At 42.0% G+C, this 21321-nt stretch carries 18 protein-coding genes, 8 tRNA genes and 2 pseudogenes; 24 read left to right on the top strand and 4 right to left on the bottom strand.

The window, feature by feature from the left end; all coding sequences use genetic code 11:
• Positions 1–176: 176 nt before the first annotated feature.
• The 12 genes and pseudogenes from WH214_RS16465 to WH214_RS16410 all read left to right on the top strand — a co-directional run bounded on the left by WH214_RS16465 (position 177) and on the right by WH214_RS16410 (position 12552).
• Complete coding sequence (locus WH214_RS16465; RefSeq protein WP_339422469.1) at positions 177–752, top strand: nitroreductase family protein; 576 nt, start codon at positions 177–179, stop codon at positions 750–752.
• A gap of 23 nt (positions 753–775) precedes the next feature.
• Positions 776–1849, top strand: coding sequence for an NAD(P)H-dependent glycerol-3-phosphate dehydrogenase (locus tag WH214_RS16460; protein WP_339422470.1), 1074 nt, complete (start codon positions 776–778; stop codon positions 1847–1849).
• 102 nt (positions 1850–1951) lie between these two features.
• Complete coding sequence (locus WH214_RS16455) at positions 1952–2407, top strand: phosphoglycerate mutase family protein (RefSeq protein WP_339422471.1); 456 nt, start codon at positions 1952–1954, stop codon at positions 2405–2407.
• Positions 2408–2436: 29 nt separating this feature from the next.
• Complete coding sequence (gene gspL / locus WH214_RS16450; RefSeq protein ID WP_339422472.1) at positions 2437–3576, top strand: type II secretion system protein GspL; 1140 nt, start codon at positions 2437–2439, stop codon at positions 3574–3576.
• The gene (gene gspM / locus WH214_RS16445; RefSeq protein WP_062033862.1) at positions 3576–4055 is read left to right on the top strand and encodes a type II secretion system protein GspM; all 480 of its coding nucleotides are present in this window, start codon (positions 3576–3578) and stop codon (positions 4053–4055) included. The genes gspL and gspM overlap by 1 nt, the downstream gene beginning before the upstream one ends.
• Before the next feature lie 90 nt (positions 4056–4145).
• Positions 4146–5156 carry a quinone-dependent dihydroorotate dehydrogenase gene (locus WH214_RS16440; RefSeq protein ID WP_339422473.1) on the top strand — a complete coding sequence of 337 codons (1011 nt, stop codon included), beginning with the start codon at positions 4146–4148 and terminating at the stop codon, positions 5154–5156.
• On the top strand, positions 5153–5737 hold the full coding sequence (locus tag WH214_RS16435; RefSeq protein ID WP_004696270.1) for a CvpA family protein: 585 nt from the start codon (positions 5153–5155) through the stop codon (positions 5735–5737). The genes WH214_RS16440 and WH214_RS16435 overlap by 4 nt, the downstream gene beginning before the upstream one ends.
• A gap of 24 nt (positions 5738–5761) precedes the next feature.
• Positions 5762–7297, top strand: a complete 1536-nt coding sequence (gene purF / locus WH214_RS16430; RefSeq protein WP_004696272.1) for an amidophosphoribosyltransferase — start codon at positions 5762–5764, stop codon at positions 7295–7297.
• An 87-nt stretch (positions 7298–7384) separates the two neighbouring features.
• A pseudogene (locus tag WH214_RS16425) lies at positions 7385–9271 on the top strand (M48 family metalloprotease).
• A 120-nt stretch (positions 9272–9391) separates the two neighbouring features.
• Complete coding sequence (locus tag WH214_RS16420) at positions 9392–10057, top strand: hypothetical protein (RefSeq protein WP_339422474.1); 666 nt, start codon at positions 9392–9394, stop codon at positions 10055–10057.
• Between the two features lie 2 nt (positions 10058–10059).
• Positions 10060–11028, top strand: coding sequence for a 2-hydroxyacid dehydrogenase (locus WH214_RS16415; RefSeq protein ID WP_339422475.1), 969 nt, complete (start codon positions 10060–10062; stop codon positions 11026–11028).
• Positions 11029–11112: 84 nt separating this feature from the next.
• Positions 11113–12552, top strand: coding sequence for a M48 family metalloprotease (locus WH214_RS16410; protein ID WP_339422476.1), 1440 nt, complete (start codon positions 11113–11115; stop codon positions 12550–12552).
• Positions 12553–12710: 158 nt separating this feature from the next.
• Here the strand turns inward: WH214_RS16410 and WH214_RS16405 are convergent, their stop codons facing one another.
• A complete protein-coding gene (locus tag WH214_RS16405) occupies positions 12711–13157 on the bottom strand; it encodes a GatB/YqeY domain-containing protein (RefSeq protein WP_004982206.1) in 447 nt (148 codons plus the stop codon).
• A gap of 33 nt (positions 13158–13190) precedes the next feature.
• Complete coding sequence (gene rpsU, locus WH214_RS16400; protein WP_001136722.1) at positions 13191–13406, bottom strand: 30S ribosomal protein S21; 216 nt, start codon at positions 13404–13406, stop codon at positions 13191–13193.
• Positions 13407–13551: 145 nt separating this feature from the next.
• Between rpsU and tsaD the strand changes: the two genes are divergently transcribed.
• The gene (gene tsaD / locus WH214_RS16395; RefSeq protein ID WP_339993771.1) at positions 13552–14568 is read left to right on the top strand and encodes a tRNA (adenosine(37)-N6)-threonylcarbamoyltransferase complex transferase subunit TsaD; all 1017 of its coding nucleotides are present in this window, start codon (positions 13552–13554) and stop codon (positions 14566–14568) included.
• A gap of 548 nt (positions 14569–15116) precedes the next feature.
• Positions 15117–15784, top strand: a pseudogene (locus WH214_RS16390) (isochorismatase family protein).
• 160 nt (positions 15785–15944) lie between these two features.
• Here the strand turns inward: WH214_RS16390 and WH214_RS16385 are convergent.
• The gene (locus WH214_RS16385) at positions 15945–16817 is read right to left on the bottom strand and encodes an ATP-binding protein (RefSeq protein WP_010327089.1); all 873 of its coding nucleotides are present in this window, start codon (positions 16815–16817) and stop codon (positions 15945–15947) included.
• A gap of 204 nt (positions 16818–17021) precedes the next feature.
• Here WH214_RS16385 and WH214_RS16380 point away from each other — a divergent pair, with 204 nt between their 5' ends.
• The 10 genes from WH214_RS16380 (at position 17022) to WH214_RS16335 (ending at position 20800) form a co-directional block, all read left to right on the top strand.
• A complete protein-coding gene (locus tag WH214_RS16380; protein WP_259233311.1) occupies positions 17022–18533 on the top strand; it encodes a DUF3336 domain-containing protein in 1512 nt (503 codons plus the stop codon).
• The gene (locus WH214_RS16375) at positions 18508–19332 is read left to right on the top strand and encodes a protein kinase domain-containing protein (protein WP_339422477.1); all 825 of its coding nucleotides are present in this window, start codon (positions 18508–18510) and stop codon (positions 19330–19332) included. The genes WH214_RS16380 and WH214_RS16375 overlap by 26 nt, the downstream gene beginning before the upstream one ends.
• Positions 19333–19439: 107 nt before the next feature.
• Positions 19440–19524: transfer RNA gene (locus tag WH214_RS16370), tRNA-Leu, on the top strand.
• Positions 19525–19559: 35 nt separating this feature from the next.
• Positions 19560–19633, top strand: a tRNA-Trp gene (locus WH214_RS16365).
• A gap of 33 nt (positions 19634–19666) precedes the next feature.
• Positions 19667–19751, top strand: a tRNA-Leu gene (locus WH214_RS16360).
• A gap of 189 nt (positions 19752–19940) precedes the next feature.
• Positions 19941–20025, top strand: a tRNA-Leu gene (locus WH214_RS16355).
• A 189-nt stretch (positions 20026–20214) separates the two neighbouring features.
• A tRNA-Leu gene (locus tag WH214_RS16350) sits at positions 20215–20299 on the top strand.
• A gap of 189 nt (positions 20300–20488) precedes the next feature.
• Positions 20489–20573 (top strand) — tRNA-Leu (locus tag WH214_RS16345).
• 35 nt (positions 20574–20608) lie between these two features.
• Positions 20609–20682, top strand: a tRNA-Trp gene (locus WH214_RS16340).
• Between the two features lie 33 nt (positions 20683–20715).
• Positions 20716–20800: transfer RNA gene (locus WH214_RS16335), tRNA-Leu, on the top strand.
• Positions 20801–20930: 130 nt separating this feature from the next.
• Here the strand turns inward: WH214_RS16335 and WH214_RS16330 are convergent.
• Positions 20931–21134: a hypothetical protein gene (locus tag WH214_RS16330; RefSeq protein ID WP_004696295.1), complete on the bottom strand. Its 204-nt coding sequence runs from the start codon at positions 21132–21134 to the stop codon at positions 20931–20933.
• Positions 21135–21321 lie beyond the last annotated feature (187 nt).

Below are 21321 nucleotides of genomic sequence, written 5' to 3'. Positions count from 1 at the left end.
ATGAATCATGTAAGAAATGTATGAAAAATGCAGTCTTATCGAACAGTTTAAAAAGTGCTCAGAATTTTAAAATTAGTTTTTCCGAAACTGAGTATTTCATACTGAAGCGCTAGAGCAAACTTTTCAGAGTGTGCTACTCTAAAACGTATTGTTTAATTTGAAAGATTAAGAGCCTAATGACGGAACTCGCGGTAGATATCGTTCACCAGAATATGCATCAACGTCAATCGATTGGCCATTTGGTCGAGCCTGCTCCCAATGCAGAACAATTAAAGCGGGCATTTCAAGCCGCATTGACTGCACCAGATCATCATCGTTTAAAGCCGACACGTTTTATCGTAATTGCTGAAGATCAACGTGAGGCATTTGGTGAGTTATTGTCACAAGCCTTGGCAGATTTGGGGGAGACTGAGTCAGCACAGTTAGAGCGTGTTAAAAATCATCCTTTTCGTGCCCCATTACTGGTTTTGGCATTGACCAAGTTTCAATCGCATCCGAAAGTTCCTTATTTTGAGCAGACTTTAAGTAGTGGGGCTGCTATTCAGAATTTTATTTTGTCCTTACAAGCTCAAGGCTTTTCGAGTATGTGGCGTAGTGGGTCAGTGGTGGAATCGGTGCATTTCAAACAGGCTTTAGGCCTCAGCGCAGATGATTTGATCTCAGGTATTTTATATATTGGTACGGCAGTTAAAGCGATTCCGCCACGTGCCGAAATTCAAACCCAAGATTATGTAAGTTATTGGAATCAATAGTTCCACTTTAGGATATAAAAATAATGTCAGAGTTAAAGTTTTCAGATTTGGTTGAACCTGTAGCAGTAGATCAAAAAACGGCACTACGTATTACCGTTTTGGGTGGCGGTAGTTTTGGGACGGCCATGGCGAATACCGCGGTTCGTAATGGCTGCGATACCATGATTTGGATTCGTGATGAAGCCGTTGCAGCTGATATCAATGCGACGCACATAAATAAACGCTATTTGCCCGATTTTAAACTTGAAGATGGTTTGCGTGCAGTTTCAAATATAGAAGAGGCTGTTCGTGATCGCGACATTATTTTGGTGGCGATTCCGAGTCATTCTTTTCGTGATGTCCTTAAACAAATTAAACCGTTTATTACTTCGCAAGCAGTGGTGTCTTTGACCAAGGGTATTGAAGCGAATACTTTTAGTTTTATGAGTGACATTATTCGCTCAGAGCTACCAGAAGTGCCTTATGGCGTGTTATCTGGGCCAAACTTGGCCACGGAAATTGTGGCAGGACAACCAGCTGGGACGGTCATTGCAAGCCAGTCTGACTTGGTGCGTTATGCGGTACAGCAAGCTTTACATAGTGCCTTGTTCCGTGTTTTCGCCAGTGATGATGTGCATGGTGTAGAACTCGGCGGTGCGCTTAAAAACATTTATGCGGTTGCGATGGGAATGGCTGCTGCATACAAAGTCGGTGAAAATACCAAGAGTATGATTTTGACTCGTGCTTTGGCGGAAATGAGTCGTTTTGCTGTGAAGTTAGGGGCAAATCCACTGACCTTCTTAGGTTTGTCTGGTGTCGGTGATTTATTTGCAACGTGTAGCAGCCCACTGAGTCGCAACTATCAAGTCGGTTTTGCACTGGGGCAAGGCAAGAGTTTGGAACAGGCGACCACTGAATTGGGACAAACAGCAGAAGGCATTAACACCATTGTACAAGTCAAAGCACGTTCTGAAGAGCTAGATGTGTATATGCCGATTACTAGCGCTTTATACAGTGTTATTTTTGAAAATGCGCCACCAATGACAATTGCATTATCCTTAATGAAAAATGGACACCGCAGTGATGTGGAGTTTGTTTTGCCGCATCATGAGGTTTAAAGTCACTTAAAAACCGAAATAAAATGAGCGTTTAAGTGGGTATAATGACTGAATTGTCATAAAAATTAATTAAAATAATCAGGATTTGAATAAGGATTTTTTATGCAACTGACTTTGGTACGTCATGGCGAAGCTGCGCCACCGATCATGGGGAATGACACTAAACGCCCACTCACCGAACGTGGGCATGCACAGGCAGAGCAAACTGCTGACTTTTTAAAGTCACGGATACAACCTGATGTCTTTGTGGTTAGCCCATTGCTGCGTGCACAAGAAACATTGGCACACATTAAACAGCACTTTGCGGATGTGCCTGTTGTAATTTGCAATACTATTAAGCCAGATGATGATGCAAAAGCGGCTGTGGAATGGTTATCACATTTGCCGTATGAGTCTATTGTGGTGGTGTGCCATATGAATGTGGTGGCACATATGGCCTCGATTTTGGTGACGGAATCTTTTAATCCTTATGCTTTGGCTGAAGCGCGGATTTATGAGCAAGCAGTTATCGCGAAAGGCTTGTCGACACAAACAAAAGCATTTATACCTAGCATATAAAAACCAATTAAAACGGCAGAATATAATACATGTTGCAAATTTGGATGCCCGAAGCCGATGGAACATGGCACTGGTCTATAGGGGAAAGATGGCAATCTGCTCATACACTTGAGCAATTGATCCAAGATATACAAGCGCATCATGGTGAGGAAGCAACTGTTTTCTTTCCAAGCCGTGATGTGCAAATTATTCAGCAAAATATGCCTAAGGCTCAATACAAGCAGTTGGGGGCTGAAGGTGTGAAGTATTTGCTCGAAGAATATGTATTGAGCTCAATCGATCAGATGAAAGTATTACATCACTTTCAAGCGCCTGAGCAACTCACTGTTTTAGGTATTTCAAAGCATCGTTTAGAGACTTTACAGCATGCCTTGAGTTTGATTCCTGTGAAGCTGGTCAGCCTATTGCCTGATTTTCTGATTTTGCCTGTACCTGACGCAGAACAGGTAATCTTGGGCTATGTTGAAGAGCGACTTCTGTTTCGCGCTAATACTTGGTTGGGCGGATCAATTGATGATCTTGCTGTATTTTTAGATTATCAAATAGTCAACCAAAAATATAAAATTTGTAACTTTAGTGCTTCGCACATGCATAGCTTAAACGCCAGTGTGACGCAGGAGCAGCTTGAGTCTTTCCATTATGAATGGGCGGCATTGCCAAGAGCAAAACAACATCCATGGAATCTTTTGCCGAAGGTGAAAGAGCAACATGTTTCAACGGGCTATTGGAAAGCCTGTGCAGTGGTATTGGCTGCATTGATTGTGACGCAATTGACCTATGATGCGACCCGTTGGTATCAAAATAAAAAGCTTGCAGAGCAAGTGGCTGTTCAGGCGGTCGATCAATTTAAATATTGGTTTGGTGCGAACTATCCTGTGACCGAGCAAACCCTGCGAAGCCAGTTTGAATATCAACTGAAGATGAATAAACAAGCGGATGCGCAAGCTTTGTCTTTGTTGAGTCGCGTTGGGCCTGTGCTCATGCAACAGCAAATTGTGGCGAATCAGGTGGTGTATGAAGCGAATAGCTTAAATATGCAACTTAAAGCCAACTCGGCAGAGGCTTTACAGACACTCACTCAGCAGCTTAATCAACAAGGTTTTCAGGTTGAATTAGGCAATATTCAGCCGACCACGGGTGGGGCAATTGGAATGGTGAAAATACAATAATGAAAGCCATGCAAAATTTACAGACTGTTTTGGATCAGCGTTTAGAGCTGATCAGTACTTATTTTGATCGTCTTACACCGCGCGACCGTGTATTAGCCATCTTCTTGCTCATTTTCGTATTGGTGAGCTCGATAGGGGCTGCACTTTGGTATACCCATGCTGCGGCAGAGAAACAGCAAAAACGCGTGAACCAGCTCAAAGAAACCATGACATGGATGCAGAGCAATGCAGTCACCATGAAATCGAGCTCAGATGGGCAACTGACTCCGATGGAGCAGATCCAACGTATTGCACAGCAGCAAGGTTTGTCGGTTGCTTCGCAGCAGAATGCTGAACAAATTCAGTTGGTGGTAAGCCACGCAAACTATGTGGTGTTGGCCAACTTTTTGACCCAACTGACGCAAAATGGTTTGAGTATTGAAAAAATGGAGTTGGTCTCAGATGCAGGGCAGATTAAATTATCGGCTAGCGTTAAATAATCGCTAAAAATAAAGCCAGACGAAGCATGGTGTTTTAGCTAGGCTATGCCTATAATATGGCGACTTAAAAAGCAGTAGACTTTTACAGATATGTTGTATTCTCTTGCCCGCCCTTTGTTGTTTACTTTAGCACCAGAGCGTGCACATGAGCTAACACTATCGCTATTGAAATCAACGCATAAGCTAGGCTTAATGCGTCAAAATATAGCGGCTAAACCGGTGACATGTATGGGCATCGAGTTCCCCAATCCTGTAGGTTTGGCTGCTGGTCTAGATAAAAATGGTGCTTATATTGATGCACTGGCAGGTCTAGGGTTTGGTTTTATTGAAATTGGAACCATTACTCCACGTCCACAGCAAGGCAATCCTCTACCGCGTTTATTCCGTATCCCACAAGCTAAAGCCATTATTAACCGTATGGGTTTTAACAACGCTGGTGTGGATCAACTGATTGAAAATGTCAAAGCGGCAAAGTTCAAAGGTGTTTTAGGGATTAATATCGGCAAAAATGCGGATACCCCAGTCGAAAAAGCAGTAGATGACTATCTCATTTGTTTAGAAAAAGTCTATAACTATGCGTCTTATATTACCGTTAACATTTCTTCTCCAAATACTAAAAACCTGCGTAGTTTGCAAAGTGGTGATGCTTTAACCGAGCTACTAGAGACGCTGAAAAAACGTCAGTTAGAGTTGGCTGAAGAGCAGCAGCATTATGTACCCTTGGTGTTGAAAGTTGCGCCGGATTTGGAAGCGGAAGATATTCAATTTATTGCGAAACAACTGCTTCAGTTTAAAATTGATGGGTTGATTGTGACCAATACGACTTTGTCTCGTGAAGGGGTGGAAAACTTACCTTTTGGTGATGAAGCGGGTGGTTTATCTGGTGCGCCTGTGTTTGAAAAAAGTACAGCGTGTTTAAAAGCCTTTGCTGAGGCTTTAAAAGGTCAGATTCCTTTGATTGGTGTGGGTGGGATTTTGTCGGGTGAGCAGGCGCTTGCAAAACAAAATGCAGGGGCAAACCTTGTACAAGTTTATAGTGGCCTCATCTATACAGGACCAACCTTAATTCAAGACTGCGTCTCTGCAATGAAAACAACATGAATGCCATTGATATCTTCATATTGATTGTATTGCTCATTGGAGGGCTCAACGGTTTGCGTCAAGGATTTGTTAAAGCCTTTGCGAACTTGATAGGATGGATTTTAGCGCTGATTGTTGGTGCTAAATTTGCAAGCGTCCTAGCACCTTCGATGGTCTCACTCAGTGAAGATCCAGTGGTTCAAAAAATTGCAGCTTTTGCATTTATTGTATTGGTTATTGTGGTTTTGACGTGGATTGTCACGGCATTACTGAATAACATATTGAAGAGTTTAAAACTCGGGCCTTTGAATCGATTAGCCGGCGGTGCTTTTGGTTCATTAAAAGGGTTGTTAATTGTTCTGATTACGATGCAAGGTGTCGGGTCTTGGGTTGAAAGCTCTCCATATTGGAGACAATCCAAGTTTGTCCAAACACTTTTGCCTTACGCGCCTTGGGCGATGGAGCTTTCTAAAGAGGCTGCAAGCGAGGCGATGTCACATATCAAGTCTAAAGATACGCATGTATCTTCAGATTCTTCACCGAAAATTTCCTCGAAAAATGCTGAGGGACAGGGTGAGTCAACAAATAATCCTTTTTATTAATCCTAGCTTGTCTGCGAGGTTGCTATGTGTGGAGTAGTTGGTATAGCTGGTAAATCAGCTGTTAACCAAATGTTGTTTGATGCATTAACGATGTTACAACATCGTGGGCAAGATGCAGCTGGGATAGTAACCTGCCACGAAGGTCGTTTATTCTTACGTAAAGACAATGGCATGGTTCGTGATGTGTTCCACACTCGCCATATGCGTGCATTACAAGGTAACTATGGTATTGGGCATGTGCGTTATCCTACTGCGGGTTCATCGAGCAGCGCTGAAGCGCAGCCCTTCTATGTGAACTCACCTTACGGGATCACGTTGGCGCATAATGGTAACTTAACCAATGCTGAAGAAATTCATGACGATCTGTTCAAAACAGACTTACGTCATATGAATACGGATTCAGACTCAGAAGTACTGTTAAACGTGTTTGCGCATGAATTGCAAAAACGCGGCAAATTAATGCCTACAGCAGACGACATTTTTCATGTGGTTAGTAAAGTACATGAGCGCTGTAAAGGTGGTTATGCCGTGGTTGCAATGCTTACTGGGCATGGCTTAGTCGGCTTCCGTGATCCAAATGGTATTCGTCCACTGATTTACGGTTCGCGTGAAACTGATGCTGGTATGGAATATATCATTGCATCTGAGTCTGTCGCTATTACGGCACTCGGCTTTAAAGTTGAGCGTGATATTGCACCGGGTGAAGCGATCTTTATCGACTCACAAGGGCAGATGTTTACCAAGCAGTGTGCTGAAGCGCCTGAATACCGCCCATGTATTTTTGAATATGTTTACTTTGCGCGTCCAGATGCGATTATTGATGGCATTTCAGTCTACAAAGCACGTTTAAAAATGGGCGAAAAGCTTGCTCAGAAAATCCTGACGGAGTGGAGTGAAGAGCACGATATCGATGTCGTGATCCCAATTCCAGATACCTCGCGTACCTCTGCACTTGAACTGGCAAATATGTTGGGCGTGAAGTTCCGTGAAGGCTTTATGAAGAACCGCTACATCGGCCGTACCTTCATTATGCCGGGTCAGCAATTGCGTAAAAAATCAGTACGTCAAAAGTTGAACCCTGTTGAACTTGAGTTCCAAGGTAAAAATGTACTTTTGGTGGATGACTCGATTGTGCGTGGTACTACGTGTAATGAAATTATCCAAATGGCACGTGATGCGGGTGCGAAAAAAGTATTCTTTGCTTCTGCTGCGCCGATGGTGAAATATCCAAACGTGTATGGCATTGATATGCCAGCAAAAGAAGAGTTGATTGCATCTGAGCGTACCGTTGAAGAAATTCGTGAAATTATTGGTGCAGATCGTCTAATTTTCCAAGATTTGGAAGACTTAAAAGCAGCTGTGCGCACTAGCAAAGTACCAGATTTACAAGAGTTTGATTGCTCGGTATTTGATGGTAAATATGTTGCTGGTGGTATCGATGAAGCTTATTTAGATGAATTACAGGCGAAACGCCGTGAAACATCGAAAAAGAAAGACAGCTATATTGATGTCAATATTGATGCAGCTTCCGTTGATTTGACGGGTGTGAAAGAAGTCTAATTGATTTAGATTTGAGAAAAGCGGGAGTTTCCCGCTTTTTTCATTTATGATGGATTGATTCAAACAATGTAAGAAAAGGGATTTACATTGAAGGGTGTAAGTTATTCAATCATAAAGAATAAAAACATGTTGTGGTCTGCCAGCATCTGTTTGCTTGCGGTACTTTTGTCGCTATTTATTTTAAATACTGTGGCTGGGCTGCTGGTTTTTTATTTTGATTCGAGTCAAAGCATTTTTTGGCATAGCTTGAGTATTTATATCATTGGTTTATTGCTCTTGGTGATGAGTTATTCCGTGGTATATGAGCTGTATGTGTTCCGTTCGGGTGGACATAGTCTGGCCAAGCAACTGCGTGCACGACGTTTAAGTTTGATTGAAAGTACACCAGAAGAAAGTATTGCACTGAAAATTACAGAAAAACTAGCTGATACTTTTTTAATTGAAACACCTGCTGTCTATGTTTTGCCCGATGAAGTGGGGGTGAATGCCTTAACTGCTGGTTTTTATCCCAAAGATATTGCGATTATTTTAACGTGGGGCGCCCTGCAAAATCTTGATGAACTTGAGCTGACGGGGTTATTGAATCATGAGTTTAATCAAATTTTATCAGGTGAGACCGCTGAAAATACACGGCTAAAAATTTTATATAGTGCTCTCACCACCTTCAGTCAGTGGGGCAGTAAAATTGCTAAATTGGGATTTTCAACTCATCATAAAAAGTCGCAAAGTTTTGAAACTACTTTTGTCGCAACAGGTGGTGTGATCTGGCTGATTGGTAGTTTGGGGGTGCTGGTTACACGCTGTATTAAGTTTTTGACTTTGGGGGGGCGTACTTTAAAAAATGATATGAAAACACGTCGTCTGATGCAAAATGATGCCAATATTCAAACCCTGATGCGTATCTATGTGCATCACGCAGGTTCGCAAATTCACAGCGAATATTCTGAGTCGATAGCACACATGTGTTTTGCCAATTCATTAAGTGCGCAAAGTTGGATGAATATTCATCCAAGCATTGAAGAGCGTATTTATGAAATGAATCCGAATTTGGTTCAGGATATACAGTTAGAAAACCTAGAGAAACTGCGCAACCGTCCGCTATTTGGCTTATTTCGCTCCTTAGAAGAGCAGTACGCGGATTTCCAAGCACCTTGGACTTCACCGCAGCCTTTGCCCTTATTACGACTGTCTCCGATTAGTTTTGCCATTAAAGATGCGATTAAACCGCTTAACCCTGAAGTACGTGCGCATATTGAACGTCCAGAGCTAATTCAGCGTGCTTTACAAACCGCAACAGGTTCACGCGAGCTGATGGTCGCGATTTTAATGATTCGCCAATTTCGTGAGTTCATTCCTGCTGAGGCTGAGGTCAGTCGTGCCATTGTTGATTCATTGTTAAATCTAGATGGTCGTGTTGATATTTAAATTTTACATGAGGCATGCCGAAATATTTGTGGCATGCCAGCGACAATTGCACGCCAGTTCTTATTAAAGTTGGCGAGGATTATTCAAGAAGACGGTGAAATTGGACTGTTGGATGCGCTGTTACTCGAACGAGTCAAGTTTGAACTGAATCTGTTGCCTGTACATACACCTGCGGCCCTAGATGAAGTTAAACCGCAGATTGTGCGTTTAATTGATGCTTTGTTACACGTGCAACAAATCAATAGTGAAACACAGCTGGAAGTACGAGAGAAAATTTTACGTCGAGTTTTAACTGTGCAAGAGTTGGAGCAGTATGCGGAAATTTCAGATGAGCCGATTGATTTGGCCGAAATTTTAAATGATATGGCGGGGCTGCTGCTGCGGGATCGTTTGAGTATTTTGGGAGTGGCTGAAATTTGTCTATGGAACGACCGCATTATTACCCAAGATGAGCAGGATGTTTTGGAGTTGCTTTATTGGCGTCTCGGTTTTGACAGTGAAGAGATCGTTGAGCAAATGCAAAAGAAGAATCGCTTGATGATTGTTTAATTGAGGGTTTAATGCGTTCTTAGTATTTACATACTGTCTATGCGAATAAAGTGTGAAAAGAACAGCATCTCTAAGCATTTCTCGATAGAATATGCACTGAATAAAGTGTGAAGGTAAAAGATGATCGGGCATCAGCGTGAGGTTTTGGCGAGTTTAGGAATTGATTTGTGGGTTCCTGATTTTTTGCTGTCTCAACAAAATGTAGCCACATCGATCTGGCGAGATCAAAGCACGACTGAGATTATTTCTGAAATTGTGCGACCTCAGTCTCAGCCCGAAGCCAAAAGTATTCCTGAACATCCACCTGCACAGCATAAGCTTCCACATCCTGCGCCTCCTGCTGAAATCGTGGCACAGCCGATTGAACAAGAAACTGTTGCAACATTAAAAGAAGAGATTGTCCGAGAGGCAATCCATGTTGATGCTTTTCAGTTGCAAGCTGTTGCCTTGGAGCACTGCGCCTTAGTGATTGAAGCGACACAATTGAGCGTGGAGCAGCAACAGCTGTGGCAAAATATTGTGCAAGCTTTACCTACGCAAAAGTATGCGCTGAATTGGCCTTTTCCTTTGTTGAACTTACAAGATGGACGTGGTGTTCAGAGTTATATTCAAGGTTTCTTTGATGGTTTAAGTCAGGATAAAACTGTTATTGCATTGGGCCCTATACCAAATGCTAATGGTATAAAAGTCACACAAGCAGCAAGCTTACAAGAAATGCTTGATCAGCCATTACTTAAAAAAGCCCTGTGGCACATGATGCGAGCAAAACAACAAAATATGGAATAGGTATGAAGCAGAAAGTCGTTGTTTTTAGTCAAATAGATGTAGAAGTATTACAGCGCCTAGAGCAGCGTTATCATGTGGTGGTCATCAACCCGAAAGCAGGTGATGTAAATACGCAAATCCGTGAGCAAGTTGCGGATGCGGATGCCATGATTGGTGCAGGGCGTTTACTTAATCAAAACAACCTAGAAACTGCGAAACAGCTCAAAATTATATCTAGTGTTAGTGTTGGCTATGACAACTATGATCTGAACTACTTAAACCAAGCAAAAATTTGGCTCAGCCACACCCCTCATGTGCTAACTGAAACGACTGCCGATTTGGCCTTTACTTTGTTGATGAGTGCGGCGCGTCAAGTGCCTTATTTGGATCAATGGACCAAAACAGGTCAGTGGTCGCGTACTGTCGGGCAGGCACAATTTGGTCAGGAAATTTTTGGTCAAACATTGGGTATTATTGGTTTAGGGAATATTGGTGCGGCAATTGCACGACGTGGTTTTCATGGTTTCAATATGAATATTTTGTATCACGGGCGCCGAGAAAAATTAGAATTGGCACAACCCTTAAATGCACGTTTTTGCGAATTAGATGAGCTGTTGGAGCAATCGGACTTCATTGTCGTGGCGGTTGATCTGAACGCGGACACGCAGCATTTGATTGATGCAGAAGCTTTTAAGAAAATGCAATCGCATGCTGTTTTTGTAAATATTTCGCGTGGTGCCGTAGTAGATGAGCAGGCACTCATTCAGGCCTTGGAGCAAAAGCAAATTTTTGCAGCTGGGTTGGATGTTTATGAAAAAGAACCCTTGCAAGATTCAGCACTGTTCCAGCTGCATAATGTGGTAACGCTGCCGCATATTGGTTCTGCAACGTCTGTAACACGTAAAAAAATGTCAGAGTTGGCTTACCAAAACTTGGTGAAAGCATTGGAAGGTGGTCAACCTCAATATGTGGTGAATCCTGAATTTAGATAAAGAATTGATAACACTTCATTGCATTTTCATTCAATTATCAATGTTATAGTCATTCGATTCCTTTAAATAAAGTCGGGGTGAGGGTTGAAGCGTTTTCTGTGTGCGTGCAGTTTAAGTCTTATTTCGACTGTTGGTTTTGCAGAAGGTCAATTTCTTACGAATGCTCCACAGTTCAATGTGCCTGAGATTGGTTCAGGTATAGGTTTTATTGATCAATATAATGAGCACTATATTGGTGAAAAAGTTTATCGTGAAGTACAGCGTCAGCTACCTGTTACGCAAAATCCATGGCTAGAAGACCAACTGATGAATGCTTTTTCAAGCATTTTGAGTCAAACCCAGCTTGGTCAACCGATTGGTTTGGTGGTTATTAATGACCCGCAAATTAATGCCTTTGCAGTCCCGGGAGGATTGTTTGCATTAAACGCTGGTTTGATTACCAATGCCAATAATATGGATGAAGTTGCCGGCGTAATGGCGCACGAAATTGCGCACGTCACACAGCGCCACTACAGTCGTTCGCAAGAGGCGTTTAAGGGGCAGGGATTACTCGCGCTGGCAGGGATTTTGGTTGGTGCTTTGGTTGCATCTCAAGCCGATGGTGATGTCGGTTCAGCGGTCATGGTTGGTACGCAAGCCGCACTCATGGACAAGCAGCTGTCTTATAGTCGTAACCAAGAGCGTGAAGCTGACCGTATAGGGATGCAGTACATGTATAGCGCTGGTTATAATCCACAAAGTATGGCTGATTTTTTTGAAGTGATGCACCGTGCAACCAGTCGAGTGAGTTTTTTACCTGACTTTTGGTTCACACACCCACTCACGACTGAGCGAATGAGTGAAGCGAGACTTAGAGCGAATCAGTTGCCTAAAGTGAAATCTACTTGGCGTGATGAAGACTTTGAAATCTTGAAGCTGTATACCGCGGTGATCTCGAATCAGGCGACAGAACAGCAACTACAGATGTTGGTGAGTCGTAACAGCTATGCAGCACAACTGGCTTTGGCCAGTTTTTACCTTAAACAAGGTGACTATAAGCTTGCTCAACAAGTGTTAGATCAGGCCAAGTCGCATCAGAAATTACATAACCTACAAACCTTGATTCAAACTGATATTTTACTTGGACAAAATCGGGTGAATGAAGCTCTTACCGTGATCCAATCACCTGCGAGCATCATGCCTGAAAATCGGGCTTTAAATTATAAATTGGCTGAAGTTTATATTCGTCAGAATCGACCTGAGCTTGCGCAGCCTGTACTCAATCGGTTTTTGAAAAATAATCCGCGTGATGTGAATGCGTGGAGACTGATGCAACAAGCCGCGAGTTTAGATAAAAAGTCGCCAATGCATACCATTAATGTTTTGCGCTATCGGGCTGAAGTGCAGTTTTGGTCGGGCTTTGAAGAAGAGGCGATTAAATCTTTATTGCATGCTCAGCGTTTAGCGAAAGATAATGAATCAATGTCAGCGACCATTAAAACGCGTTTAACCCAAATGCAAAAGGATCGACAATTTAGAGCTTAGAAAAGTGGTATTGCAAATAGAGGGATAAAACAGAGATGAGTCAGGAATTGTTTTAAAGCTGAGAATGAATAGATAAAATAATAATTTTTATAGAAACTAAAACTTTGAACTGCCTTTTTTAAGGTCAGTTCAACGTAATCGATTTAAAGATTTTTAAATTAAGCCAGTTTTGCTTTAATTTTTGCTGAAACTTGAGAAGGATCGGCGCGCCCGGCTATGAGCGGACGCAGAGAATTCATCACCTTACCCATATCTTTCATGCTAGTAGCTTCTTGCGCTGCAATCGTTTGCGCAATCATGGAATCAAGTTCTTCCTCAGTCATAGCTTCTGGTAGAAATTGAGATAAAACCTCAAGTTCGGCTTGTTCCTTACTAGCTAAATCTTCTCGACCAGCGCCTTCAAAGGCTTTGATCGATTCTTTACGTTGTTTAATTTGTTTTTCAATGACCGCAAGAACTTGAGCGTCGTCAAGTTCTTTGCGCTCATCGACTTCGATTTGCTTAATTGCCGCCTGTAGACCACGAATTACCGTTAACTTATCCATTTCTTTAGCACGCATAGTGGCTTTCAAAACTTCAGTTATTTGGCTTTTTAAAGTAGTCATTATTTAGTCCAGACAGTCAATCACAAATTAATCTTAGTAAAGGCGAGTAGTACGTACTGATTCACGCGCCAATTTCTTTTGGTAGCGTTTAACAGCAGCAGCTTTTTTGCGCTTACGTTCTTGAGTTGGTTTCTCGTAGAATTCGCGCTTACGTACGTCAGCTAAAACGCCCGCTTTTTCGCATGAACGTTTGAAACGACGGATAGCTACGTCTACTGGTTCGCCTTCTTTCAATTTAACTTGTGGCATGAAGAATCCTCATTAAGTTATGGATAAGATCTGGGCGATATTGCCCTGATCACAAGTGAAGGTCAGTATTTTACTCATTTACATCTCATACCACAAGTCTATAATGGTTCACGCAATAGATTTGATACAGGTTATAGGCAGTTTAATGATCGTTTTAGGCTTAGAAACATCTTGTGATGAAACAGGACTTGCCCTTTATGACAGCGAGTTGGGTTTGCGTGGGCAAGTGCTGTACAGCCAAATTAAACTGCATGCAGAGTATGGTGGTGTGGTGCCAGAGTTGGCATCGCGTGACCATGTGCGTAAGCTGATTCCATTGATGAATCAACTGCTTGAAGAAAGTGGTGTAAAAAAATCTGAAATTGATGCCGTGGCATATACGCGTGGCCCAGGGTTGATGGGTGCGCTGATGACAGGCGCGTTGTTTGGTCGAACTTTGGCCTTTGCTTTAAATAAACCTGCAATTGGTGTGCATCATATGGAAGGGCATATGTTGGCGCCACTTTTATCGGAAACACCGCCAGAATTTCCTTTTGTAGCACTTTTGGTCTCAGGTGGACATTCTCAACTGATGGCTGCCTATGTGATTGGGCAGTATGAATTTTTGGGGGAGTCGATTGATGATGCTGCAGGTGAAGCCTTTGATAAGGTTGCGAAAATGATGGGGTTACCGTATCCAGGTGGCCCAAATATTTCAAAACTGGCTGAGCAAGGTGATCCGAATGCCTTTGCTTTCCCACGCCCAATGCTGCATCAAGGTTTGGAGTTTTCATTCAGTGGTTTAAAAACAGCCGTATCTGTGCAAATGAAAAAACTCGGTGACGAAAACCGTGATGCGGATATTGCAGCGAGTTTCCAAGAAGCCATCGTGGATACTTTAGTTAAAAAATCTGTGAAAGCGTTGAAGCAAACAGGTTTAAAACGCTTAGTGATCGCAGGTGGTGTCAGTGCCAATAAACGTTTGCGCGAACGTTTGGAAGCAGATTTAACCAAGATTCGTGCTCAGGTCTATTATGCCGAACCTGCACTGTGTACGGACAATGGCGCTATGATTGCTTTTGCTGGTTATCAGCGGTTAAAAGCAGGGCAGCATGACGGTTTGGCTGTAACGACAACACCTCGCTGGCCAATGACTGAGTTGACCAATCCCAGTGAAGTCTAAGACTTTCATTTGATAAGCTTAAAGCCCGACTAAATGTTGGGCTTTTTTACATTTAGGTCTTTACCAAAGGGCTGTTAAAAATGTGCTGCTTAGACTTTAAAAATATTTTTTGACTCACTTAAATGTAGCTTAGCATCAAGTTAAAACTATTTACCCATAGGTTTATCCATAGAAATTGGGGATAAGTATGCCTAGCGTGATTTTTGACTGATCTCAAAAGATTAAAACTTTGAGTATTTTGACTTCAATTGAAATTCTATTTTATATGGTTTTAAGGTATTGATTAATATTAAGAGTTTGTATGTTTCTTAAGTTTTTCTTTCTATACAAGGATAAAACTCAAAGCCACGAAGGCCAATTACAACACGTAACATGATTTAGCTTCCTGAGCTTAAGGATATTCTTTAGTTTATATGAAAGACAGATATAGATTTTCTTAAAAAAATATCTTGGTCGTATAAATCACAAAGCTATGACGGTCTGTCTTAGGAACTTTCATTACAACAATGGAAGTACATAATTAGAAGAAAATTTTAGAGGTGTTACCCATGGCGGCTACTAATGGAATGCTAGACCCTGATGATTCGATAATTCTACTGATTGATCATCAAAGTGGACTTTTTAATACCGTACGCGATGTACCTGTACCCGACTTACGCAATTATGTGATTGCAATTGCAAAAGCGGCAACTTTATTAAATATACCTGTAATTACTACTGCTTCTGTACCTGACGGCCCCAATGGCCCTCTAATCCCTGAAATTCACCACTTTGCTCCGCACGCATTTATGTACCACGGACTGGACAAATTAATACTTGGGACAATCCCTTATTTGTAGATGAAGTTAAAAAAACGGGTAGGAAGACACTGATTATTGCGGGAACACTAACCAGTGTATGTATGACTTTCCCTGCTGTAAGCGCTCGTAAAGAAGGTTATAACGTCTATTGTGTTGTGGATGCATCAGGCAACTGGAGCAAATTAGCTACAGATACATCAATTGCTCGTGTGACCCAAGCAGGTGCGATTCCAACCGATACTTTTGCAATCGTGGCCGAGTTAATGCGTACTTGGAACCGTCCTGAAGGCTCCCGTTTTGCCGAAATTCTTTCAGATCATGTCTGCCCAGAATATAAATGCTTAATGGAGAGTTATGCAAAAGCACAAGCTGTGGTTAAAGATGGGCCAGAAACAAACTTAGATAAATATCAATAATCAGATCAAACCGATTTGAACTGATATTCATCCCGCATTTTTTCAAAGAAATCACCCAAATTCTAATGCGGAATTTGGGTGATTTCTTTGATTAGGCTGAACTGTTAGTCGTAGAAAATTAGATAAAATAAATGCTTAAGTGCCGATCAGTATTTTTATCCTAAAGCTGCTTTAATTGTTGTGAACCGACCCAGTGTTTAGAAAATTGATACGCGGCACGTCCAGAGCGTTGTCCACGTGCTTGACACCAACGAAGCGCTTCGGCTCGTACCATATCGTCCATGGCGATTTGAGCTTTTGCTAAGTAGTGCTGCACAATGTCCAAATATAAGTTTTGATCCATTGGATAAAAAGACAGCCATAATCCAAAACGATCGGAGAGTGAAATTTTTTCTTCAATCGCTTCTTGTGGATGCAGTTCAGTGTACTGCGGTACGTCGACTCGAGTCACAGGTGTGTTTTCATGCATAAACTCAGGCAGTAAATGACGACGATTACTGGTGGCATAGATAATAAAATTACTTGAACCTGACTGCAAAGATCCATCCAGTACACTTTTTAAACTGCGATAGTTTTCATCTTCGGCGTTAAAAGCCAAGTCATCACAATACACAATAAACTTTTCAGGACGTTCTGCAATCAGCTTTTGAATTTCAGGCAGTTCGGATAAATCATCACGTTCAATTTCAATCAGCCTTAAGCCTTGCTCTGCGTATTCCGTTAATAAAGCACGCACAATAGAGGACTTGCCTGTCCCGCGAGAGCCAGTAAGCAAGACGTCATTGGCAGGTAAACCATTAAGAAACTGTTCTGTATTTTGCAGTACTTTTTCTTTTTGACGCTCAATGCCTTTTAAATCATTTAATTCGATTCGTTTGAGCTGATGAATCGCTTTTAACTCGCCATTTTCCCATTTAAAGGCAATCGCTGAAAAATCAGGTGCTTGTTTAACTTCTGGTAGGCTTTGCTGTAGTTGTTGGAGTACAGTCGATAGTGCTTCTAAGATATTGTTCGGTAGGTCAATGGTCGCCATGATTAATCAGCTTATAATTACACTTGTCGTTGATCTTAACATCCGATCTAGCCGCATCAAACCCTTAACGTGGTGCAGATTTGCCAATTTTAGGGTTGAAATGGCAATTGTAATGCTCACATAATTTGCACATAGTCAGTTAGACTGACGGTTGAACGTGTCAGTGAAATTTTAGGAAAACAAAAAAAGTGGGTGAGGATGAATATGTTGTTTAAAGATTTCACACGGGAAATCAACCCGCACCAAGCCTATCGAATCAAAAAACTGAAAAACCAATTGGCTCAGGCAGACAACTATACTGAGTGGAAAAGCATTGCGCTTAAAATTGATGAAGAGTCAGGGGCGCAAGAGTGGAAGTATGACAACTGTTCACCTTATTTCGATGCAGAAGTGATTACCCATCGTTTGGGGTTGTTGAAGCGTTATCGCCAACAAAAGCGTACGACCGATTTAATGTACCTGCTACGTGAAGGTCTGAGTTACGACATTGCCAATATTGCTCACCCCATGCTGTTTACCGCAACCTATGTCGGCACCAAGAAAATTATTGAAGACTATATTGAAGAAGTTAGTCGAGGTTTGGCATTTGTAGCATCTACGGATTGCCAGTGTTTAGATAAACAGCAAAAAATTGAATTTTTTCAGCACTGCCAAAAGGCTTTTGGGCAACCGGCCATGATGTTTTCAGGCGGTGCAACATTAGGACTGTTTCATACAGGGGTGTGCAAGGCTTTGCTTGAGCAAGACCTGATGCCGAAAGTGCTGTCTGGTTCAAGTGCAGGTGCCATTATGACAGCGATGCTGGGGCGAGCAACGCCTGCAGAAATGCTGAGCATCTTAAATGGTGAAAACTTTTTCACTGATGCCTTTCAGTTTCGAGGCTTTCGTGAGGTCTTAAAGGGCAACGGCGGCTTAGCGGATGTAAAGCATTTAAAAAACTTTTTAATTGCAAATTTGGGTGATGTCACCTTTGAAGAGGCCTTTAAGCAGTCAGGCTTGTATAACAATGTCGCGGTTGCGCCTTATGATGCCTCACAAAATCCGCGCATTATGAATACCTTTACTTCACCTGACTTATTGGTGTGGAGTGCGGTGCTCGCGTCTTGTGCAGTACCGATTCTATTTCCACCAGTCAAGCTCACCAGTAAACGACATGATGGCTTATATACTCCCTATATGTCTTCTACTCGCTGGGTTGATGGTAGCGTGCGTAGTGATTTCCCGCAGGAAAAAATGGCGCGTTTATATAATTTAAACTACACCATTGCCAGTCAAGTGAACCCGCATGTGGTGCCATTTATGCAGTCGGATGAAGCGCGGTTTCGTAAAGACATGTTGAGCTGGCCTGAACGGATTGTACGCAGACAGGGTAAAGTGATTAGTAAAGGGGTGATGGACTTTGCCCGTGAGCGTGTGGGGATGATTCCACCGATCCGCCGTTTACTGGATCATGGCTATGGCGTGGTCGATCAGCGTTATTATGGCGATGTAAACATTGTGGGGAAATATGGCCTGCGCCATTATAGTTATATGCTGCAAAATCCAAGACCACACTTGTTTAAGCTCTTACAACGTGAAGGTGAACGTGCAACTTGGCCAAAAATCTCAATGATTGAAACACATGCTCGTGTTGGGAAAACTATACAACATTGTTTAGAGGTCTTAACTGCATTGGATACGGCAGGGATGAATGAATCCGAATTCTTGGCAGTTTAATCGTCAAGAATTGAATACTCTTGCGTTGTCGCTTCATACTCCGACTCAGCGTTTCGGTTGGGGGCGAAGGCTTTATCGCTTTGATGTTGCAGGGCAGAGGTATTGGTTAAAATATCAGTCGCTATCAGAGCATGCAGCGCTAATTAACGGCTTTGACGCTGAACTTAGTTTTTATCAACATGCACTTGCGATGCTGCAACTGCCGAAGTTTTTGTCTGAAGTGCAAATCCTTGAAAATTTTGAGTTTCACTCAGAGCAAGTGAAAGTCGCACTCATCTTAAAAAATGTTCCATCATTACTTATGGCGAACCCCCGTCAGTTAAGTCGAGATCATGTCATTCATATCATCTTTAAAATGCTGAATGCAGTTGAAGAATTACATCAGATGGGTTGGATTCATGCTGATTTAAAAGCTTCGCATTTTTTGCTAGATGGTTCTGTATGTAAGTTAATTGATTTTGAGCAGAGCCAAAGAATTGGTGAAATAAGCTGTCAAAAGGCTCTAACGGCGACACCGCGCTATATGGCACCTGAATTATTTCATGGTGAAGCAAAGACCGTACAAACCGATCTATATGCACTTGGGATCATTCTACTTGAGTGGCTGTCTGATCAACGTTTGCAAGCAGCAAGCTACCAAGATTGGGCGTATTTACACTGTCAGTCTTTGAAGATAGCACTTCCAGAACCTTTTCAGGGTTTTAGTCCACTATTACATGGACTTTTGGCCAAGCAAAAAAGCCAAAGATGGCAAAATATCATGGCTGCAAAACGATGCTTAATGACTGAAATTGAATGAGAAAAAGCCAAGTATATGATTTTTGTTTCTTATTTAATCAAATGAGTGTGTTTTTCTTAAAAATTGCTTGTCATGCGAAAATGATCTCTATAGTATACACAGCCATTGGGGACGTGGCGAAATTGGTAGACGCACTGGATTTAGGTTCCAGCGCCGCAAGGTGTGAGAGTTCGAGTCTCTCCGTCCCCACCATAAATCATTTGAATTAAGATGGTTTATAAGGTAATAGAGGATTGGTGTAATGGTAGCATGACGGTCTCCAAAACCGTTCGTCAAGGTTCGAGTCCTTGATCCTCTGCCAACTTAAAGTCTAACGCAAAGTTAGCACCCTGATGGGGACGTGGCGAAATTGGTAGACGCACTGGATTTAGGTTCCAGCGCCGCAAGGTGTGAGAGTTCGAGTCTCTCCGTCCCCACCATCAGTAATGAAGCAAGGTATAAAGCCTTGCTTTTTTATTGCCTAAAATTTAGTGAAGAACTGAATAGTCTTTTTATACAGATAGAACATAAAAATAGATTCAACTGCCGATTTTATGACAGAAAAGCGGGTGATTGCTTATAAAAGCGCTTGTCATATAGTGTCTATCGCTATAATATACACAGCCATTGGGGACGTGGCGAAATTGGTAGACGCACTGGATTTAGGTTCCAGCGCCGCAAGGTGTGAGAGTTCGAGTCTCTCCGTCCCCACCATCAGTAATGAAGCAAGGTATAAAGCCTTGCTTTTTTATTGCCTAAAATTTAGTGAAGAACTGAATAGTCTTTTTATACAGATAGAACATAAAAATAGATTCAACTGCCGATTTTATGACAGAAAAGCGGGTGATTGCTTATAAAAGCGCTTGTCATATAGTGTCTATCGCTATAATATACACAGCCATTGGGGACGTGGCGAAATTGGTAGACGCACTGGATTTAGGTTCCAGCGCCGCAAGGTGTGAGAGTTCGAGTCTCTCCGTCCCCACCATCAGTAATGAAGCAAGGTATAAAGCCTTGCTTTTTTATTGCCTAAAATTTAGTGAAGAACTGAATAGTCTTTTTATACAGATAGAACATAAAAATAGATTCAACTGCCGATTTTATGACAGAAAAGCGGGTGATTGCTTATAAAAGCGCTTGTCATATAGTGTCTATCGCTATAATATACACAGCCATTGGGGACGTGGCGAAATTGGTAGACGCACTGGATTTAGGTTCCAGCGCCGCAAGGTGTGAGAGTTCGAGTCTCTCCGTCCCCACCATAAATCATTTGAATTAAGATGGTTTATAAGGCAATAGAGGATTGGTGTAATGGTAGCATGACGGTCTCCAAAACCGTTCGTCAAGGTTCGAGTCCTTGATCCTCTGCCAACTTAAAGTCTAACGCAAAGTTAGCACCCTGATGGGGACGTGGCGAAATTGGTAGACGCACTGGATTTAGGTTCCAGCGCCGCAAGGTGTGAGAGTTCGAGTCTCTCCGTCCCCACCATCAGTAATGAAGCAAGGTATTAAGCCTTGCTTTTTTATTGCCTAAAATTTAATAGATGTTTTATATATAAAAAAAGCCCCTTTAAGGGGCTAAATTTTGATTCATCACGCGAAGTAAGTATGGAGCAATTTTAGGCTTTCAAATGGTCTTCGAATTCTTCACCGAGCTGCATGGCTAAGTTATTGCCCGCTAGGTCGCAAGTCACCAGTCCATATTCTTTTTTAAAGCTAAAAGTAAAGCCACGGTTGTCTGCTAAGGTTTTAACTGAATAACCTAATTTCTCTAGCCAAATACGAAAGGCGATGAGGTTTTTTGCTTTCACTACTTTTTTCACGAGGATATTCCTTTTTCACTGATATATTATTAATAGGGATATTTCACGCTTTTTTAAAGGGGATTTTTTTATATATTTTTGTTTTTGCCTCTTTTTAAAGCAATCTAAACTAAGGTGAAAACGTGTAGAAAGCATAAACCATAGTCTTTCATTGTTTAAAATAATTTTATCATGATGAAAAATAATA

It is taken from the genome of Acinetobacter sp. MYb191 (assembly GCF_037572605.1).
In the GTDB taxonomy this organism is placed as follows: domain Bacteria; phylum Pseudomonadota; class Gammaproteobacteria; order Pseudomonadales; family Moraxellaceae; genus Acinetobacter; species Acinetobacter johnsonii.
Note: the sequence above shows the minus strand (reverse complement) of the source record. Positions and strands in the feature narration are given on the sequence as shown.

Excerpts from the sequence above, each read along its gene's own strand:
- WH214_RS16465 (WP_339422469.1), top strand. The coding sequence starts at position 177 with ATGACGGAACTCGCGGTAGATATCGTTCACCAGAATATGCATCAACGT.
- WH214_RS16460 (WP_339422470.1), top strand. The coding sequence starts at position 776 with ATGTCAGAGTTAAAGTTTTCAGATTTGGTTGAACCTGTAGCAGTAGAT.
- WH214_RS16455 (WP_339422471.1), top strand. The coding sequence starts at position 1,952 with ATGCAACTGACTTTGGTACGTCATGGCGAAGCTGCGCCACCGATCATG.
- gspL (WP_339422472.1), top strand. The coding sequence starts at position 2,437 with ATGTTGCAAATTTGGATGCCCGAAGCCGATGGAACATGGCACTGGTCT.
- gspM (WP_062033862.1), top strand. The coding sequence starts at position 3,576 with ATGAAAGCCATGCAAAATTTACAGACTGTTTTGGATCAGCGTTTAGAG.
- WH214_RS16440 (WP_339422473.1), top strand. The coding sequence starts at position 4,146 with ATGTTGTATTCTCTTGCCCGCCCTTTGTTGTTTACTTTAGCACCAGAG.
- WH214_RS16435 (WP_004696270.1), top strand. The coding sequence starts at position 5,153 with ATGAATGCCATTGATATCTTCATATTGATTGTATTGCTCATTGGAGGG.
- purF (WP_004696272.1), top strand. The coding sequence starts at position 5,762 with ATGTGTGGAGTAGTTGGTATAGCTGGTAAATCAGCTGTTAACCAAATG.
- WH214_RS16420 (WP_339422474.1), top strand. The coding sequence starts at position 9,392 with ATGATCGGGCATCAGCGTGAGGTTTTGGCGAGTTTAGGAATTGATTTG.
- WH214_RS16415 (WP_339422475.1), top strand. The coding sequence starts at position 10,060 with ATGAAGCAGAAAGTCGTTGTTTTTAGTCAAATAGATGTAGAAGTATTA.
- WH214_RS16405 (WP_004982206.1), bottom strand. The coding sequence starts at position 13,157 with ATGACTACTTTAAAAAGCCAAATAACTGAAGTTTTGAAAGCCACTATG.
- rpsU (WP_001136722.1), bottom strand. The coding sequence starts at position 13,406 with ATGCCACAAGTTAAATTGAAAGAAGGCGAACCAGTAGACGTAGCTATC.
- tsaD (WP_339993771.1), top strand. The coding sequence starts at position 13,552 with ATGATCGTTTTAGGCTTAGAAACATCTTGTGATGAAACAGGACTTGCC.
- WH214_RS16385 (WP_010327089.1), bottom strand. The coding sequence starts at position 16,817 with ATGGCGACCATTGACCTACCGAACAATATCTTAGAAGCACTATCGACT.
- WH214_RS16380 (WP_259233311.1), top strand. The coding sequence starts at position 17,022 with ATGTTGTTTAAAGATTTCACACGGGAAATCAACCCGCACCAAGCCTAT.
- WH214_RS16375 (WP_339422477.1), top strand. The coding sequence starts at position 18,508 with ATGAATCCGAATTCTTGGCAGTTTAATCGTCAAGAATTGAATACTCTT.